The organism is Thermococcus indicus (genome assembly GCF_006274605.1).
In the GTDB taxonomy this organism is placed as follows: Archaea; Methanobacteriota_B; Thermococci; order Thermococcales; family Thermococcaceae; genus Thermococcus; species Thermococcus indicus.
The window spans coordinates 1,581,633-1,599,009 of record NZ_CP040846.1 but is presented as its reverse complement, the minus strand read 5'-3'; the positions used below and the strand labels follow the sequence as shown (position 1 = coordinate 1,599,009).

The following is a 17,377-nucleotide window of genomic DNA, read 5'->3' as shown; positions in this document are numbered from 1 at the left end:
GGTACAGAACCCGGTGGTTTTGGCTGTGGAGGATGTGAAGGGGAGTAAACAGAAAAAAGAATCACGGGGCGACGTAGTAGTACTCGCCCATCTCCTTCTGCTCCCTGTCCTTGACGCTGTTCTCCTTGTTGGCCCTGGGCCTGCCCGTGTCCGGGTCGCGGCGGAAGGTTATGCCGACCCCCGCGAGGAAGCGGTTCATTCCCTCGCGCATCCCGGTGGGCGGCAAAGCTTTGCCGTGCTTTCCGGGTTCGCCCTCGAAGACCATCAGCCTGTCGCTGATGTAGTCTATCATGAGAACGTCGTGCTCGACGACGAGAGCGGTCTTGCCCTCCTTCTCCATCAGGTGCCTTATCGCCCTCGAAACCGCCAACCTCTGCTCGACGTCGAGGTAAGCGGAGGGCTCGTCGAGCAGGTACAGGTCCGCGTCGCGGATGAGGGCGGCGGTTATTGCAACCCTCTGAAGTTCACCGCCCGAGAGTTCGTTCACCTTCTTGTCGTAGAGGTCCGGGACGCCGAGCGGGTTCAGGAGCTCGGTCTTGTAGAAGCTGTTGAGGAGCTTCCCCGCGTTTATCTTGCTCAGGAGATCGTAAACGGTCCCCTCGTAGTCAACCTTGATGTACTGCGGCTTGTAGGAAACCTTCAGCTCCCAATCGACCTCTCCCTCGGTGGGCTTCTCGACGCCCGCGAGCATCTTCACGAAGGTCGTCTTACCGATTCCGTTGGGGCCGACGATGCTCACAACTTCGCCCATGTAGAGCGTTCCGGGCTCGGCCTCGAGCCTGAAGCCGCCGTAGTCCTTCACCAGCCTCGGGTACTCAACCAGTATCTCGCCCTCCTGGCTCTTCCTCTCGCTGGATTTTGTGAACCTTATCTCCTGGGGCCTGAAGCGGACGTTCTCGTCCTTCAGATAGCCGCGCAGGAACTCGTTTATTCCGTTGCGCGTGCCCTTCGGCTGGGAGAATATACCGTAGGCGCCGGGCTTACCGTAGACGACGTGGATAACATCGCTGAGGTAATCCAGGACCGCCAGGTCGTGCTCAACGGTGAGAACCGCCTTGCCCGAATCTGCCAGATGGCGGATTATCCTGGCCACCTTGAGCCTCTGCTTTATGTCGAGGTAACTGGACGGCTCATCGAAGAAGTAGAAGTGCGCGTCCCTGAGTATCGCCGCGGCTATGGCCACGCGCTGAAGCTCACCGCCGGAGAGGTGTTTTATGTCCCTGTCGAGGACGTTCTCCAGCTCGAGCTCCCTTACGACCTCCTCGAACTTGCCCGCCTCGTCGGCCCTCTTGAGCAGGTCCCGAACCTTGCCCTTGACCGCCTTGGGGATTAAGTCCACGTACTGGGGCTTGACCACAGGTTTAATCTGCCGGTTCTTGAGCTTCTCGAAGTAGTTCTGGAGCTCGTTGCCGCGGAATGCCCTGATAACGTTGTCCCAGTCCTCGTTGTCGCCGCACAGGTTCGGCAGGAGCTGGCCGGAGAGTATCTTAACCGCGGTAGTCTTACCGGTTCCGTTCGGTCCGAGGATACCGACCACCATGCCGTCCTTGACAACCGGAAGCCTGTAGAGGACGAAGGCGTTTACTCCGTAGCGATGCACACAGCCCTCCTCAAGCTCCTCAGGGAGGTTCACTATGGTTATCGCGTTGAAGGGACACTTATGCACACAGATTCCGCAGCCGGTACAGCTCGCCTCCTGAATCACCGGGCGGTAGTTCTCCTCGTCTATGATTATCGCCTCTCCGCCCATTCGATTGACGGGGCAAACCCTCTCACACAGGAAGTTGCCGCACTTGTCCGGATTGCACCTGTCGTAATCGATGACCGCTATCCTCATCACTCACCACCGACTTAGCCTACCGAAAGCCCTTTTAAAGGGTTGCGGGATATTCTAATCCATGCGGCCTGACAGGAGAACCCTCCTCTGGACGGTGCTTCTGCTGATTCCCCCAGCTGCTTTTTACGTGCCCTTGGAGAGGATAGCGTATCTACCGTTTTTGATAGCATCGATGGCGGTTTTTCTCGTCTCAGTGATCTTGTATCATAGAGCCAGAAAGCGGTCTGACGTTAGCCTTGAGACGTTTCTCTCGGTGCAGTTCATCGGTCTGATCCTGGGGCAGGTGGAGAGCCTCATGGGTGTCCTGCTCTTCATACTCCTTGCGGGGGTTTTAACTGCCTGGCTTCCCGACAGCATCTCCGATGGCGAACCCCTGAAAACCGCGGGGACGATTCTTTACACACTCTCGGTTCTCCTGCTGACATACTGGCTGGTGGAGCCTGTCCCCGGAAAGACCAAAAACCGGGAGCTAAAGAGGACAAAGTACCTCGTAACCGCGCTGAGCATGCCGAACTGGAACGCCGGGATTGTTCTCAACGCGAACTGCGAAAAGCTCAGGAGGAACAGCGCAGAGTTGAACGAGAACGAAAGGAGACAGAACATAGTGCCTCTTTTCCAAGCGGTGAGCTATCACCTGCCCAAGCTTGAGCGGGTCTATCTCCTCGTGTCCAAGTCCATTTTAGAATGGGGAGGGAACGTCTCGTTCGAGGAGGATTACCTCAAAGAGAGGGGAATCAACACCGGAAGGTCCCCCTTCGAGACCAAGTTCAAGGCCTTTCTCACAAAGCTCTCCGAATGCATCAGAAGGCCTATCCTCGTCAGATGGTCCGATGGCAGGAGGGAGAGCCTCGGGAGTGGTGAAGGAGTCATTGAGTTCATACTGGTTTCCGCGGGGGACTTCAACGACATTGAAGAGTGCAGGGATGCCATAAAAGAAGCGGTGGGAGGGCACATCGAAGAGGAAAGCTGGGAGGTGACATTTGACATAACCGGCGGAAAGACCCTGGTAAGCGCCGCGATGGTTCTTGAAGCGATAAAGGGCGACTGCCAGGCGGAGTACACGAGGCAAGACGTTCAAGACGTTGAACCGGAGGAGAGCCTCTACCGCGTTGACCTTGACGTACACTCCCTTAAGGACCTTCTGAACGAAGTCGCGAGAAATCTCAACCGGAGGCTGTAGCGGGAAATTCCACATCCCCGAAAACTTTATTTATCCCTATGAGGTAACGATGGCTCACTAATGGGGGTGTTGTATGGGGGGCATAGGTTACAGGCGCTACGTTTCTTTCATCATAATGGCCGTTGCAAGCCTGTGGGTTATCCTTGAACCCCATTTCTGGCGATCCCCTTCGACGATTTTCCCAGTTCTGGTAATCGCGGCAACGGCATGGAGCGACTATTTGAACCAAGCAGTTCCCACGAAAATCATCTACGCGGCGTTCATCTCGATGTCCATAATCAGCTTCGAATCGTTTCTTCATTCGTACTTTCTGCTCCCTCTGTTCTGGGCATTCACCCTGGCGCTGACATCTGGAAAGGAAAGGATCGCCTATGCCCTCACCGTCATAGCCCTGCCCGCGGCATTCATAAGCTCAAGACTCTGGCCCGCCTCACAGACTGCCTCATGGATGCTTGTCGGACTGATGATCGGCTACACGGAGAACGTCGTGATGGAGGACACAGCGGAGGGCGACATATACCTGACCGCCCTGTATTTCGCGCTTCTCGGTCCACTGGCGGTCATCCAATATGCCGCGAGGGATGCCGTAGGTTATGCGTTCTTCTTGAAGGATTCCTACGGGATTCGCTTCTATCCTGTGGGGGCGGCTATGTTCGTGCTCTCGGTCCCAGTTCTCAAAACGGGCCCTGTCTCTTTAGGGTATCCAAACGATACGCTTACGGCCCTTTCCGCAGTTGTCGGCCTGTTGGCGCTGATCTACATCTCCAGATACGGACAGGGGGCGATGCTCTTTTCCTTTTTCTTTTTGACTTTCATTGTGTTCCTTCCCCTGTGGGCGATAAGCGGAGGAATACCACTACTCCTTCCGGCCTTTGGAATTGCGATGATTGCGGTAAGAAAGACTGCCGGCGGATTCCTCCACTACCATGGATTCAGCACGGTAACGCCGGGTGAGCTGAGGGCACTAATTGACGGCATCGCGGTTTTCTTAACAATACCCTATGTTCTCGAACACGCTACCCTCATTGTCCCCGTTATAGCGATAACTTTTTCCCTCTGGGTCCTCCTGCTCTCTAGGATTGAAAAAGAGGACATCTCTTTCCTGGGGATACCTGAAGTCCTGTTAGCTGGGATATGGTTATCGGGGTTGTTCGGTATATCCATCCTATGAACCGAAAAACTTATAAAACCAAAAGTTGTCAGGGATAAATCGCCTCCGGGCGAAGGTGTGAGACAACCGCCCGGAGGTGATGGGGATTAGGAGGCTCCTTAGACTGCTCCGGTTCTTCGTTGCTTCGCCCCTCAGCGACGCCGACTTCACCAGGGACTTTCTCCTGCTCCGCTGGCTCCGCAGGCGCTGACCCCTTTCTTTTCTTAAATCACGCGCTCCAATCCAAATCCGGGGGTGGTGCCTTGCTGGTCGGCCACTGTCGGAAGAGATCGGTCGGCGGCGACATTTTCTTCGTCTTCAAGCACTCGGTTATGGTATTTTCCATCTCCGATTACCCCGCGGTTAGAACCTTCTTCGGCAGGGAGGCGAGGGAGTATCTCGGCGGACTGAGGGAGTTCCGGGGCTTCTGCTCCCTCTGCCTGCTGCCACAAGAGGAGGCCGAAAGGCTCATGATTAAGGTCGTAAGGTGGTTCGACGAGTTTGAGGGACTCCTTAATTCGACAGCAAGAAACTTGAAAATGGCTGGGATTGAGAAGCTCAACTGCGACGATGCCCTTCCAAGGGACCTTGAGCTTCAGCTCAAGCTCTTCCGCGTGAAGCTGGCGAGTTTTTCAACCATTCTGCCCAGAAACCGGTGCCGCGACGTCCAGACCGGGCCGGAGGAGATAGACGGCTGCCTCCACGTGGAGATAATAAACGAGAGGCTGAAAAGGCTTAGAGAACCCTGAAAATCCTGCCATATTCAAAGCCGTTCAGCTTCACCATTTCTCTTTTCCAGTCCTCCGAATTCTTTCCGTGCCAGAGACCGTAGAGCTTGTAGGTGTGGACGTTCAGCTCCCCGAGAACCGACGCCAGCGTGTAAAGCGTGTCCCTTAGCCCCTCCCACGTCCCCTCAATGGTTCCCCCAAAGGAAAAGTCCCACTCCAGCCTGAAGGGAACCAGCCCGCTCCCCCTGAGCGCGTCCATTTCCGCATAAGCCCTGTCGTCGAGGGTTATAACCAGAACGTTCGCATCCTTCTCCTCCGCGAAGGACTTGTAGTCCAGGGCTATCTTGGTGTCGCCCCTCTCGCCCCTCCTGCTGTCGGCTCTTTCCGCACCCATCTCCCTCAGCCTGTAAAGCTCCACCCTGCCGAGAGAGGCCAACCTCGCCCTTGGCGTCGGCTGGTTGGAGTAAAACCCAAGCTCCCGATCGAAGGGTAACTTCTCGTTCACCTGCCTCCCTATCTCGACCTGAACCTCGTCGGAGTAAACGAAGTCAAAGACCAGGTTACCGTTGCGGTAAAAGTCATTTTCGGCCAAGAGCTTCGATGGAACGCGGAAGAGGAGGGCGTTGGTGTCGAAGCCGATGTAGAGCGGCCTTCCCGAGTGGAGCAGAGCTTTAACCTCTTCCTTCAGCCCGTCCCAGTTCCGGAAGCTCCCCATTCCAGCTATTATGGCCTCCTTCACCATCGAGTGCCCGCCGTGGAGTTCCCTGTCGAGGGTTATGTACTCCCCGACCCGTATCCTCGCCCGCTCGCCCAGCTTCACGGACGCTATCTCCTCGCTCCTGACTGCCAGCCTGAACCTCCGCTGACCGTCGAGGTAAAGGGAGTTGAGGAGGGCCATTAGGTTCTCTCTGCTCACCACCAGGCTCTTAGGGGAATCTTTCTTCCGCCGGCCGAGTTTCAGCGCGCCCTTCCTCCCGGTGAGTTCCTCCCTCCGGAAGAGCCTCTGCTCCGCCATCGGGACCTCGAAGAGAAGCCTTCCCGCGTACCTCCTGAAGTTCCCCAGGTGGAGGTATGTAACTTCATCCGCGCCCATAGAGATCGCCGCGCCGAGGAGGAGCGCGCTCATGAACTTTCTGCCGGGGGTTATATCAACGACGACCTCGTGCCCCTCTGCCTTCAGCTTTCTTATCAGCTCCCCAGCCCTTTCCCTGAACTGGACGGGGTCTTCCTCGGTGAAGCTCATGCCTTCGTCGGCTATCACCTCAATAGAAACCCTGTAGGCCTCTGAAAGCTTCCCGATAAGTCTCTTCACCAGCTCAAGCTGCTCGGTTACGTCATCGTTCCAGAGGAGGTAGACCCTCTCGGGAATCCACGAGTAAACCTCGGCCAGATACCAGAGGGGGTTGAAGACCGCCTCGGGGGTCGTTCCAACGACGGTAACGTAGGCCCTCATAGCACCACCCCACTGGAGCACAGCCTCAAACCCTCCCAGCGTCCATTGGGGAGGAATGCTTTCCCCGCCTAAAGGACACCATGTCTTTGGTAAACTCCACAAGAGATCGTTAAAAAGACTCTTGACGGGTTCTTAAGCAGCTTTCCAAACAACTATGTTCTGCGTAAACGTCAATGGAAGTTGGGCAGGCATATCGCCGACTTGCACAGGCTTGCAGTTTCCAAACAACTATGTTCTGCGTAAACTTGAAACAGAAGCCCCGGAGCTCCCAGAGAAGGGCACATGGGTGTTTCCAAACAACTATGTTCTGCGTAAACTTTCGACCACATTTGCTATGATTCTGGAAAGCCTGCCAAGGAGGTTTCCAAACAACTATGTTCTGCGTAAACGACAGACAAGATAGCAGAAGGTGGGCGGACAAGGAATGGGATGCTTTTCCAAACAACTATGTTCTGCGTAAACGCGGAGGAGGTAGCGAGAAATCTCACCGAAAAAATAAGACTTTTCCAAACAACTATGTTCTGCGTAAACGAAGCTCATGGAGGACGCGTTGAAGGAGCCAACGGAAGCAAACTTTTCCAAACAACTATGTTCTGCGTAAACTGAAGAGCAATCAGACTGGGGCTTATCGCGTATGATCGGCATTTTCCAAACAACTATGTTCTGCGTAAACGTGAAAATAGAAAGTGATAGGATTTACGTATTTTTTGATCCGGAGGGGGTTTCCAAACAACTATGTTCTGCGTAAACTTCCCAAGTTCAAATGGCCCGTAAGTTCCTTCAAAGGCGTTTCCAAACAACTATGTTCTGCGTAAACGGGCAAAGTGGCTCTTAAGCTGTGACCGGGAGTACATAGAGGTTTCCAAACAACTATGTTCTGCGTAAACATGTTGACTCACCAGTGAGTGCGAAAATTCCTGGAGTTGCAGAGAAGGTTTCCAAACAACTATGTTCTGCGTAAACATCAAAGCCAAAATAATCATGGTGGCCTTGGACAAGGATATTTTGTTTCCAAACAACTATGTTCTGCGTAAACCATGGGATGGAGAAACTGATGAATGGCTACTTTTACAGGGTTGGGTTTCCAAACAACTATGTTCTGCGTAAACATAAGACATGTTTTTGCTGTCCCAAAAACGATCTCATACGAGGTTTCCAAACAACTATGTTCTGCGTAAACCATGCCTCTGGAGACCCCTTTAGGTAAGTAAAGATGCAAATCAACCTCTTAAAAACATTACGCTTGCGGGAGACGAATTCAATGGAAGAAACATTAAAATGGACACGAAAGAAGAAATGGAACCGGTATGAAAAACGGGAAGAAACTATAAGCCTACAAACTTGGAACTTCGACTGGAATCCTTAAACAGCCGAGAGAATCCCTCCCAAGAAATTTAAGACTGCTTTTAATCAAGCGCCTTACGAGCGCCTAAAGTCTAGAGGTACAGAGTCTCAAAATCCAAAAACTCCGAAGTTTTCAAAAATCCACAATCGGGATTCCTGCAAAAACCTTCAAGGTCTGAAAAAAGGGACAAAAATCCCTCAATCTCTAAACTATGAGTAAAACTCCCAACTCACGTTAAAACGTTCTTAAAATCTCATTTCAGCCCAAAAAGTCCTAAAAAGATGTTTTTTAGCTCTTCCAAAATTTTACAATCTTGCCGAGCTCAGCGCTTTACTATAGCAAAAAGTCTAGGCCAATAAAATACTAAAATCTAGAAACAGGGCCAAACCCAGACATCCATAATCGGGATCCCACCAGATAAATTACAATTAAGAAAAGTTAAGAAGGACAGGGCAACAACGCTGGGTTTCGTTGATGCTGGCGTTATGGGGAAATTGATGGAAACCTCAGGGAACGTTGAAACGCCCGTAGCCGAGGGTCGTTTTAGCCCCAACGCCGTGATTTTCGATGGCCAGTTTGAGCAGTTCCCAGGCGGTCTCCTTCATCTCGCCAGCGACTCCAAAGAGGAACGGCGTTTTGGCCTTTACCGTCAGGAAGATTACCGGAACGGGGCTGTGCCAGTCGCCTGGAGGTTCACCTCTCTGGTAGTACGGCCCGTAGTGGGGGTTCATTATGTCCCACTCGAAAAGGTGCCAGTCGCCCCTGCCAGGAGGAACCGGCAGAGCATCGAGGAAGATGGCCTTGCCCCGGTTTTTAGTCGTTCCAAAGAGTTCAACGAGTTTCTCTGCTATTCTTCTGGGGCTATTTCCGACCCCAACGGTGTTCACGAACTCCTCAATCTCTCCGGAGGGAGTTACTTCAGAATTCTCCGGAAATTTCCCGGCTTTTCCCTCGCTGAGAAACTTCTGAACCTGGCCCGCGCGCTCGTAGAAGTCCCCGCTGAAACCACCGGCCCCATCCAACAGCTCCGCCATCATCTCCGTTGCCCATGCCCTCGTTATTCCCTTCAGTGCCGAGCCGGGGATGTAGGGAACGCCGTAGTTCCTGAGGAGCCTTATGCTGGTCTCATAGACGCTCTCATCGCCGAGGCCAACCACGAGCCTCGTCCTTGAAGCAAGGATTTCTTTTTCCGCCCCGATACTGTTCACAAACATTTCATAGAGCCTGAAGTAGTCCTTGTACAGCGAGACTGCTTCTCCAGGCACCTTTATTTCCCCGAGGAGGGTTTTGAGAACGTTCCCGCTGGCCTTGGGGTTTTCGGAGTGGCAGTCGTTTACTAAGCCCTTTTCTTTGGAATAGGGGGCAAACTTGTCGAGGAGCAGGGAGAGGTTTTTGACGTCTTTGGTGTTTAGGAACTTTTCACTCGGGTTGGAGATTTCAAGGGCACTCAAGGTGTCTCTTGGGAGATAGTAGCAGGCGTTTCGATTCCTGCTTTCCCCCTTCCTCCTCACCTTACGGTGGAAGCCTCGGCTTTTTCTATCGGGTCTCCTGTTCCCCCACGCGCTGTCTTTGAAGTTTCTCCTCATGCCCCTTCACCGCTTTCCTTGTCCTCCTCCAGCATCGCATCTGCGAAGCGTCTCAACCAGTTGAGAAAGGCTATGGTCTCCTCGGTCAAAAGGACAGCATTGAGGGCGTTCTTCTCGGTGTAGGCCTTCAGCGGGTCCTTTCCGTCGGTGAGACCCCTCTCGCCGAGCCACTCGGCTATGTGCTTGTAGAGGTAGGCATAAGCAAGTCTGTCAGCTGAGAACTTTGGTGTCTTATCAGTTTTGGTCTCAGTCATCATCTTGATTATCCATTCTGGAAGCTTAGTGTAGAGTACTGAATTATTCTGATTGTCTGTGTTCTCATTAGGTCCAACAATGTTAGCTTCAGGTTTTATTTTTGATCTGTAAAAGGCCAGCGCCTGCCCAAGGCCGTTGGTGAGGATCAGCACAGGGGCACTCTTGACGTAAGAGCGGTACTTGCTCCCAACCTCAGAGCCTCTATCATTGCCTTTACTGTCCTTTACTGAGAGGTTTGCAACTTCAAGAACGCTCCTGTAGGCGAACTCGGCCCGCTCCTGGTCAAGCGTCTTGATGTCCATCCTCATCACCCCGGCTTCGCCAGAACGAAGCCCTTCCCAACAGTCTCGTCGCCCCCGACCTGGAGGTATCTGGTATCCGTGATGAATCCCCTCAGAGTCTCTTCTACTTCCTCTTCGCTCTTCAGCGCCCCTCCCCTTGGGTTGCCAACGATTATCACAGAGTAGAGCAGCGTATCGCTGGGTAGGAACTCCTCGTACCAGAGGCCACCCTGCTTTACCGTCCCCTTCGAGGCGTCTATCGCAACCCTTGCCACTATCTCGGTGGAGAGCCTCACGAAGGTTGAGAAGACGTCGTCGTCCACTATGACGATCCTCCTGGAAACGTCGATGCCCTCCGGGAGGACGAGTTTGATTGCATCTATCACCTTCTCGTCAACCCTGTCCTCAACGTCGAGAACCAGCTCCTCAAGAATTACCCTGCCGTTGTTTTCAACGTCGGAATTACCGGTAACGAGCGCCTTGCCCTTCCCGACCGCAGGGACTTCAAAATCAGCGTTGCGGCCCGCGAGCTGGAGGTCTCTCTTAAACCGCTCAAGCACCATCGGGCTGGTGACGTAGGCGAAGACGCCATTTGCGCTCCTGACAGGGAAGAGGAGTATCTTCGCGTCGCCGACAGCTATCGCTCCCGCGTGTTCGCTGGCTCTGTTGGTTGGGGGTCCGAATATTGCCGTCGTCATCGGTGGTGAGAGAAGGAGATTTTCTAGCTCGGTTTTCCTTGTTATCAGCTCCTTGACTTCTTCTTCGGGTATGTCAGATTTTAGTTTCTTCTCTATCTCTAAGAGCTCTGCTTTAATGATCTCCCGGAGCTTCTGTCCGCTTTCTTCCCTACTTTCAAGTTCATAATCTCCGAATGCACTCCTGAGAACACCCTTGAGGCTCTGACCCCATATCACGGGAAAGCCGGTGTGTCTTTCCCTCTGTATCGGCAGGTCGATAACGCTTATCTCCGAGCCGCTCCCCGGGTGCAGGGGAGTCACGGCGTAGAGACCCAAGACTAGGCTCTTCATCAGCAGACCACCCCCTTTGAATTTTTCATCTTGAGCGCGCCTATGAGGAAGCAAACAACAACGTCGTCTGAGCAGGAGCACGTGGAGAGGGTTTCGTCAATTCTCGCGCACCTGCTCTCGCAGTTTTCATCGGCCTTCACGAGCTTGCCACACCCCATTTTTCCGTATGACCAGTAGATGTCCGTTCCATCGTACCTCACGAAGACCAGGTTGTACTCAAAGCCGGAGTGGGCTATGAAGTTCCTGATGTCAGGGGTGGGGTTCACTGAACCCACCGACGGGGAAGTTAATCGCATGGCACTCCTCAGTTTCCCAAGGGCTATTTTCTTGCCCCTCTTGAGGGGAAGCAATGGCTTATCAACATGCTTCCCCGAAAGTCTGTCGAGAACCCCCGGCCTGAACCGGCTCGTGCCATTAACGTATTCATAGCCTCCTTTGATGAGCCTGCAGAGTTCCCTCAGCTGGTCTCCAACGACTATGCCAATCCTGGGCATCCTGGAGAAGAGCCTGTTCGTTATCCTCACGAGCTCGTCGAGGGTAACCTCTTTCTTCGGGTAACCTTTGAACTCCGTTCCAAAGACCCTTAACATGTAGTGGAGCTTTACAGCGGTTCTGAAGTCCTTGCTCAGGGATTTTCCGCGGAGAACGTGGAGCTTCATTACCCCAGTGGGATCGGGTCTAAAGGACACCACAATGTTGTTGAGGAAATCGAGGTGCTCTCTCTCCAAGTACTCCTCAACCTCCTTCTGCGAAGGATAGAAAGTTGCGAACGCCAGCGGAAAACCGTTGGTAACGGAGCTTATGAAGGCCGACCATTTTGGCCTGCTCGAAATCGTCGAGTAGAGCGGTCTGGGCCTCAGCTCAAGGTACTCCACGAGCTTCATGTTGAGAACAGAGAGGGGCTTTATTTTCTCCTTCCACTCCCTTTCTCCCTGAGGGAAGGGTTCAGAGTTTACCACGTACAGCCTCGCGGTGCGGAGGTAAGCTAGTATACCGAGCAGAGCATTGAGCGCCCGGTAAGTCAGAACAGGCATGAAGTTTATCCCGTGGGTTAAGTCAAGGATTACTTCGGTGTCCTCAACCGGGAGCCTCTCGGCGAGAACCTTCAGGACAGAGGAGTAGAAGTCAAGAACGTCGCCCTCCACGCTGACGTTGCTGAACTCTCCAACACCAGGCAGAACCACTATCTCGACGTCATCGAGCAGGGCGCGGTCCTCTTCACTCATGTATGGATTTACGCGGTTCTCTATGAACCACCTGACCCTTTCCTCGACGTCCGCCTTGACGTTATCGTAGCTTTCCATCTTCCTAGCTGGGACGTCGTTCCTGAGCGTCAGGTTCGCCAGGGTGTCAAGGACGAGTATTATGGTTTTCTGAGGTTTCAAGGCCTTCAAAAGAACAGGCAGCGTGCTCACGTTTTCCTCCTTCACATTTTGACAGTCGCTGAGTCCTAGCGATTTGCAATCAGCGCTGTATTCTATGGCCTCCCACTGGAACGGGTTCCCCCAGGTAGCCACAAGAACCCTTTTCAACCTAGCACCCCCATGAAGACAAGACCGTAACCGGCCCATGTCATCTCGCCGATACGGAGCTTTCCGGAAATGTTAAGGGGCTCCTTTGCCTCGAACCAGAGGACCGTCCCTGCTGGCAGGGCGTACTTGAGGGGCTTTGGCATCCTCTCAACCATGTCCCATCCTGTAACCAGTATTCTCCGTCCTGTGAAGAGCCTAAGGAACCTGACCTTACCTCCCAGCCTGGAGGTTATCCCTTCCTTCAGTTCCTCCACCTTTCCAACGGCGGGCGTGGCCAGATAAACCCTTATGATGTCGCCTGCATTGACGCTTCTGCCCATGGCAGCGGGCAATTTTCCGTCGGTGAACCTGAAGCCCGCGAACCTCGATTCGCCCCCGAGCTTCAGCTTCCCCTCCTTCCCTAGCGCTTCCATCAATTTCTCTTCGTCACCTTGGGAAAGGTAAACAGCTATTCTAAACCTTCTTTCCACCTCAAGGAGTCTAAGGAACTCGGCCCTGTAGAGTAACCCTCGCACCGTCGTTCTTGATCTGTCAAGGGCTATCCCAACGCGTTCCTCCTTCACATATGGTATCTCGGCGTGAATTCCATCGAAGTTTGGCCTTCCTTCAAGGTATCCCCTGATAAAATCCCAGCTCGTAAAGCCGTTGAGCGGTGAGAACCTCAGAGTTCTGGAACCATCATTTCCGCGGGCGAAAACGGCACGCTCCCCTTCAATGGGATTATATGGCCTCAGCTCGGCGATGCCGCCCTCGGTCTCAACGATGTCCATCGGAATTCTGAAGAGTGGTCCCGTGCCGTCGTGGAAGAAAACTCCCTCTATTGAAAAGCCTGGATGCCAGTTGCCCCCGTTTTCCGAAACCTTCACGATCCTACCGTCTGAGATTTCCAGGTTGAGAATCTCCAGATGATCCCTCACAAAGAGCGCTCCCATCAGCGCTCCGGCAACGGTGTGGGGGAGTGGCTCAATCGTCCTGCCCACGTGGTTCTGACCGGCTGTGAAGTCCCGGCTCTCTCTGAAGAAGAGAACGTCGTTGGGGATTATCTCAATCATTTCCTCACCCCCGTTTCGAGGAGAACTTTGAGGAGCACGGCCGCTCCGGCGACCTGTTTTTTCACCACCATCCCAGCTACTCTGCTCCCTACCTTCTCGGAGAGCACGTCAAACCACTGCTTTTCTGCAATCGCCTCTGGCATTCTGTTCTCCACCAGCGCCCTGGCAACGCTGACAACGCTATTAAACGGGCTGATGAATTCTCTCTCCGGGTCGCTGGCCACGACTTTCGCTATCTCCTTGTTCACTTCCTCGGGGGACTTTTCCGTTGTTGCCCCCAGCTCCTCCCTCGTTAGAACCACCCTCACGTTTTTTACGAGCCATAGGAAAGACGCCAGGATCTTGGTGAACTCTTCTCTTTCGTCCCTCCCGTAATTCGAGTGCCTACTGAACTCGTACTTCAGCAGGTTGAGAACGGCCCATGGTTCGTTGGGCCACGTTTCCGTGTTCAGTTCGTACGCCAGCTTTCTGCTGAGCTTTCCATTCCTAAGGGCATCGAGGAGATAGACGTAGCGGGCATTCTCGAAGGTCTCCCAGTTCACGACCACCTTGTAGAACGCTCCACTGTGCTTCCTGTAGCCGATGGCCAGGGCGTTCCTCCCGGATTCCTTGGCGAGGTGTTCGAGTTTGTTAACATCCGGGATAATAGCGTAGAGAGGCTCCTTGTAATAGCTTATTAAAAGCCCGCCGCTCATGCTTCTTGTGTCGCCCTGGAGGGGCTCGTGGCCAATCCAGTTCTCGCTGAACTCTCCCCGGACATCGTAGGACAGGGAAAACGCTCTGTCAATGGGCACGAGAGCCAGAACATCGTCGCCACCCGCGTAGAGAAGCTCCGCGTCGTGGGTCTCGGCAACGTTCGGCACCAGTCCAACGGCGAACCTGCTCAGGGAACGGGTTATCGCTGTGTGGATTACCGGTGTGACTGGTCTGAGTGCGCCGACTTTAGATTCACTGACAAAGTATTCCCCAACGTCCTTCACAGCCTTTGAACCACTGAGAACCTTTCCCATGTTATCGCCGTCCATCTTGAGAACCGCGTAGTACTTGGGGGGTTCCCCTATCAGTTCAGATATCCGGGAAATTATCGCTGCTATTGAGTCCAGGCTGACGTTCTCAGGCAACTCCTGAATCCCGACCCCGTATACCTTGGCCAGGGCTTCGGTGTCTCTGATGTTCTCCACGTAGAGGGCCTCAGAGTTCGGGGACAGATTCCTGAAGAGTGGCTCAAACTCTTTCTCCAGATTTTTCAGCGTTGATTCAAACTCCCCCGCAATGGTTCCCGAGAAGGTAGGCTTTGAGAAGGTTCCGCGCCATTCCTGGACGAAGTCGAGGGCGATATAAAGGAAGACATCGTACCAGGTAACGGGCCTTCCGTTTACCTCCAGTTCGCCCCTCTCAAAGAGCCTCCAGGCTTTCTCCGTTGGCCTCCTCATCGCAACCTCACTGACCGAGCGGAAGCGCTTCAACCTGAGATTCCCGGACTGTTTGGTCTTTTTGGCAATCGCTCCGAAGTCCCGTGAAACCCATGAGAAGTCATCTACCCACAGGGAGTAGAACCTCGGATAGAAGCGCTTTGCGAGACAGACGGGGCAGAGGCGCTCCTTGTCCTTGATGTCGTAAACCTTCCTGATCGTGAGGCGCTTCCTGAGTTCTTCCCACGCCTTTGAGACAGCCTTGTAGTTGGCTCTTCCCCCTATGGCAAGGTGCTCACCGCACAGCGTGCACCGGAATCCCATTGGCTGTTCAGGTTTCTCATGGTTGAGGGAGGAGAAATCGGTCTTCTGGTCAAGAACCGCAAATAGCTCTGGGTAATGGTGAACGTCTCCCTCAAACTCGTCGGGGAGCTTTTCAAGGTAAGCTCGAAGAGGCTCCTCTATGACTTCATTGAGCTTCACCAGAGGAACAGTCTCAACGGTTACGGAGAAGTGTCCCCTAATGGTGTCAAGGTAAACGCTCTCCATTTTGAACTCCAGGTCCATGTCGTAGAACTCCCAGGCGGAGCGGAAGATGGTCTCCATGAAGTCCCTGAGCCTGGATTCTATCCTGTGCCTCAATGCCTCAATATTGGCACTTTCTGGGACCATAGCCAGGATCTTGTTGGGCATGTTGGCGACGTGAAGCTCCTCTTCCAGGGACTTGAGATCAAGCTCATGCTCGAAGAAAGGTTGGCCCCTTAGATGGGGGATCACAAGGGCGTTCGGTCCAAAGGAGCGCCAGATTTCCGAGATGGCGAGATAGGTGAGCAGGCTCAGCATGTGGCTGCCGGCCCAGAGGTCCCGCTCGGTTCTCGCGTTGGCTATGAACCCCTGAACCGGCGAGAGCTTGAAGCGGAGAAGCTTGACCTTTCCTGTTCTCACGAGGGCGTAAACGTCCAGCCTGCTCAGCCAGTCGTGGTCGGGTAAAGCCGGCTCGGCTGGAAAATGAACGAGCTCTTCAGCGATTGCATCGGCGTTTTTAAATCTCCCCTCTTCAAGAACTTTCCTGTATTCCTCCTTCAGCTTCGCTGGCAGGCCGTTCCATAGCTTTGCAAATTTTTCGACAGAGGAAGAGTTCTCTATTTCGGTGGCAATTCTTTCCTCCGCCCTCGATATTGCTTCCAAGAAGCGCCCCCTTTGCTCATCGCTGGCATTGAACCAGAAAACGCTGAGGTTCTCAAGGGGCTTCCCGTCGGCGCTTATGGGGTGCTTGAGAACAAACTTATCAAGCTCTGGGTTTTCCAGAGCCGGATAGCTTGAAAGGTGCCTCCACTCCTCTGGGAGGTCGTTTCTCCCAATCAAGCTCCCGAGAAGTTTTGAAGGAGCAACCTCCCTGAGGGCCCGAGCGTAGGAGTTCCAGGGGTTCATTGGAACACCTCCAAACCTGAAAAATTACCAACGAAGCGTTCGACTGCGCTGTAATCTGGCTGTGGGATGCCCTTTGCCAAGGTATTCCGCCTAATCCTTACCTTTAACCTTTCATCCGCAGGCAGGAACCTGTACTTAAGGTAGATGATCATCACACGGTATTTTCCGTTAGAGTCCCTCACCACCTTGAACCTGACCGGGGAGGCCCGTCTTCCATGAACCTCACCCTCTATCATCAGACCCCTAACATTGGAGGAAAAGAAGTTGTACTGGTGGGGAAGACCAAAGGCTGAGTAGGGAAGTTCAACATTGGAATCGCCATTATAAGCTTTCTTAACCGCATCATACTGCGCTGTGATCCTGTACGATATCCATCTACCCTTAATCATTCTCTCGTGCTCTGGACCACTGTGCCTGAATCTGTGAAACTCTCTTTCTATTGCCGAGAGGGCACTGCCACTGCCGTAGGGGACGGTGTATTTCTCCGAGCCGAGCTTAACCCTGAAGAACCTCGGGTGGAGCGCAGGGAACTCGGGAAGCTCAGCCTTGGATGCTCTATTCAGGTTATACCCAAAGTAATCACCGACGACCTCAACGGCCGATTGATAAACATTCTTAAGGTATAATGGTGTTACTCCCTCACCGAGGGGCTGAACGCTCCCCATTCCACGGGTCGTTCTGGCCCCCAGTCCACCGAAGGCAAAGGCAACCTCCGCAACTACCTTTGCCATTTCAAGGTATTCGCGTTTGTGGGAGAGAAGTTCGATCCTTGCCGTTCCAACGAGCCCCCCGCCAGAGAGGCCGAAGCTCAGATACCTCGCCCCCAGTTCCCGAACATCAACTTCCCCTTTCTTTTTGAATGACGTTCTGATCAAAACACGAGACCTCTGGCCAGTGCTCCCAAAGAGCTTAGACTCCAGGCCCTTCACAATGGAAAGCGCATCCTTCTCCCCGACGTTGCCCAGGAGAACAGCATGAGTGAGAGCCCTGAACCACCACCGCATCACTCCCTTGACGCTCGCTGGACGGAACTCGGCCTTACTCTGGTCGGCACCCCTCATGAAAAGGGGCGTAATCGTTTCGAGCTCGAACTCGGCCCTATACATG

At 53.6% G+C, this 17,377-nt stretch carries 12 protein-coding genes and 1 CRISPR repeat array; of the genes, 3 read left to right on the top strand and 9 right to left on the bottom strand.

Annotated elements, in window-relative coordinates:
- Positions 1-61: 61 nt before the first annotated feature.
- Positions 62-1,837, bottom strand: coding sequence for a ribosome biogenesis/translation initiation ATPase RLI (locus FH039_RS08695; RefSeq protein WP_139680997.1), 1,776 nt, complete (start codon positions 1,835-1,837; stop codon positions 62-64).
- Between the two features lie 61 nt (positions 1,838-1,898).
- On the opposite strand from FH039_RS08695, the gene FH039_RS08690 reads away from it, so the two are divergent.
- The 3 genes from FH039_RS08690 to FH039_RS08680 all read left to right on the top strand — a co-directional run bounded on the left by FH039_RS08690 (position 1,899) and on the right by FH039_RS08680 (position 4,916).
- Positions 1,899-3,017, top strand: a complete 1,119-nt coding sequence (locus tag FH039_RS08690) for a hypothetical protein (RefSeq protein WP_139680996.1) — start codon at positions 1,899-1,901, stop codon at positions 3,015-3,017.
- A 73-nt stretch (positions 3,018-3,090) separates the two neighbouring features.
- The gene (locus FH039_RS08685) at positions 3,091-4,188 is read left to right on the top strand and encodes a hypothetical protein (RefSeq protein ID WP_139680995.1); all 1,098 of its coding nucleotides are present in this window, start codon (positions 3,091-3,093) and stop codon (positions 4,186-4,188) included.
- Between the two features lie 242 nt (positions 4,189-4,430).
- Positions 4,431-4,916, top strand: a complete 486-nt coding sequence (locus FH039_RS08680; RefSeq protein WP_139680994.1) for a hypothetical protein — start codon at positions 4,431-4,433, stop codon at positions 4,914-4,916.
- On the opposite strand, the gene FH039_RS08675 is transcribed toward FH039_RS08680, so the two are convergent.
- From FH039_RS08675 to cmr1, 8 genes are all read right to left on the bottom strand, one after another.
- Positions 4,903-6,348, bottom strand: a complete 1,446-nt coding sequence (locus FH039_RS08675; RefSeq protein WP_139680993.1) for a CRISPR-associated ring nuclease — start codon at positions 6,346-6,348, stop codon at positions 4,903-4,905. The genes FH039_RS08680 and FH039_RS08675 overlap by 14 nt on opposite strands.
- A gap of 140 nt (positions 6,349-6,488) precedes the next feature.
- Positions 6,489-7,528: direct repeats of the CRISPR family, unit length 29 nt; unit sequence GTTTCCAAACAACTATGTTCTGCGTAAAC.
- Positions 7,529-8,199: 671 nt separating this feature from the next.
- On the bottom strand, positions 8,200-9,279 hold the full coding sequence (gene cmr6, locus FH039_RS08670; protein WP_139680992.1) for a type III-B CRISPR module RAMP protein Cmr6: 1,080 nt from the start codon (positions 9,277-9,279) through the stop codon (positions 8,200-8,202).
- Complete coding sequence (gene cmr5 / locus FH039_RS08665; protein ID WP_240703204.1) at positions 9,276-9,842, bottom strand: type III-B CRISPR module-associated protein Cmr5; 567 nt, start codon at positions 9,840-9,842, stop codon at positions 9,276-9,278. The genes cmr6 and cmr5 overlap by 4 nt, the downstream gene beginning before the upstream one ends.
- Positions 9,842-10,843 carry a type III-B CRISPR module RAMP protein Cmr4 gene (cmr4, locus tag FH039_RS08660; RefSeq protein ID WP_139680991.1) on the bottom strand — a complete coding sequence of 334 codons (1,002 nt, stop codon included), beginning with the start codon at positions 10,841-10,843 and terminating at the stop codon, positions 9,842-9,844. Before cmr4 ends, cmr5 begins: the two co-directional genes overlap by 1 nt.
- The gene (csx1, locus tag FH039_RS08655; protein ID WP_168188394.1) at positions 10,843-12,375 is read right to left on the bottom strand and encodes a CRISPR-associated CARF protein Csx1; all 1,533 of its coding nucleotides are present in this window, start codon (positions 12,373-12,375) and stop codon (positions 10,843-10,845) included. The genes cmr4 and csx1 overlap by 1 nt, the downstream gene beginning before the upstream one ends.
- The gene (gene cmr3, locus FH039_RS08650) at positions 12,372-13,427 is read right to left on the bottom strand and encodes a type III-B CRISPR module-associated protein Cmr3 (RefSeq protein ID WP_139680989.1); all 1,056 of its coding nucleotides are present in this window, start codon (positions 13,425-13,427) and stop codon (positions 12,372-12,374) included. Before cmr3 ends, csx1 begins: the two co-directional genes overlap by 4 nt.
- Entirely contained in the window at positions 13,424-16,270 is a 2,847-nt protein-coding gene (gene cas10 / locus FH039_RS08645; protein ID WP_139680988.1) for a type III-B CRISPR-associated protein Cas10/Cmr2, read from the bottom strand. Before cas10 ends, cmr3 begins: the two co-directional genes overlap by 4 nt.
- Positions 16,267-17,376, bottom strand: a complete 1,110-nt coding sequence (gene cmr1, locus FH039_RS08640; protein ID WP_139680987.1) for a type III-B CRISPR module RAMP protein Cmr1 — start codon at positions 17,374-17,376, stop codon at positions 16,267-16,269. The genes cas10 and cmr1 overlap by 4 nt, the downstream gene beginning before the upstream one ends.
- Position 17,377: the final 1 nt, after the last annotated feature.

What these genes read in the sequence shown, in the direction of transcription:
- FH039_RS08695 (WP_139680997.1), bottom strand. Translation starts at nt 1,837, where the DNA reads ATGAGGATAGCGGTCATCGATTACGACAGGTGCAATCCGGACAAGTGC.
- FH039_RS08690 (WP_139680996.1), top strand. Translation starts at nt 1,899, where the DNA reads ATGCGGCCTGACAGGAGAACCCTCCTCTGGACGGTGCTTCTGCTGATT.
- FH039_RS08685 (WP_139680995.1), top strand. Translation starts at nt 3,091, where the DNA reads ATGGGGGGCATAGGTTACAGGCGCTACGTTTCTTTCATCATAATGGCC.
- FH039_RS08675 (WP_139680993.1), bottom strand. Translation starts at nt 6,348, where the DNA reads ATGAGGGCCTACGTTACCGTCGTTGGAACGACCCCCGAGGCGGTCTTC.
- cmr6 (WP_139680992.1), bottom strand. Translation starts at nt 9,279, where the DNA reads ATGAGGAGAAACTTCAAAGACAGCGCGTGGGGGAACAGGAGACCCGAT.
- cmr5 (WP_240703204.1), bottom strand. Translation starts at nt 9,842, where the DNA reads ATGAGGATGGACATCAAGACGCTTGACCAGGAGCGGGCCGAGTTCGCC.
- cmr4 (WP_139680991.1), bottom strand. Translation starts at nt 10,843, where the DNA reads ATGAAGAGCCTAGTCTTGGGTCTCTACGCCGTGACTCCCCTGCACCCG.
- cmr3 (WP_139680989.1), bottom strand. Translation starts at nt 13,427, where the DNA reads ATGATTGAGATAATCCCCAACGACGTTCTCTTCTTCAGAGAGAGCCGG.
- cas10 (WP_139680988.1), bottom strand. Translation starts at nt 16,270, where the DNA reads ATGAACCCCTGGAACTCCTACGCTCGGGCCCTCAGGGAGGTTGCTCCT.
- cmr1 (WP_139680987.1), bottom strand. Translation starts at nt 17,376, where the DNA reads ATGTATAGGGCCGAGTTCGAGCTCGAAACGATTACGCCCCTTTTCATG.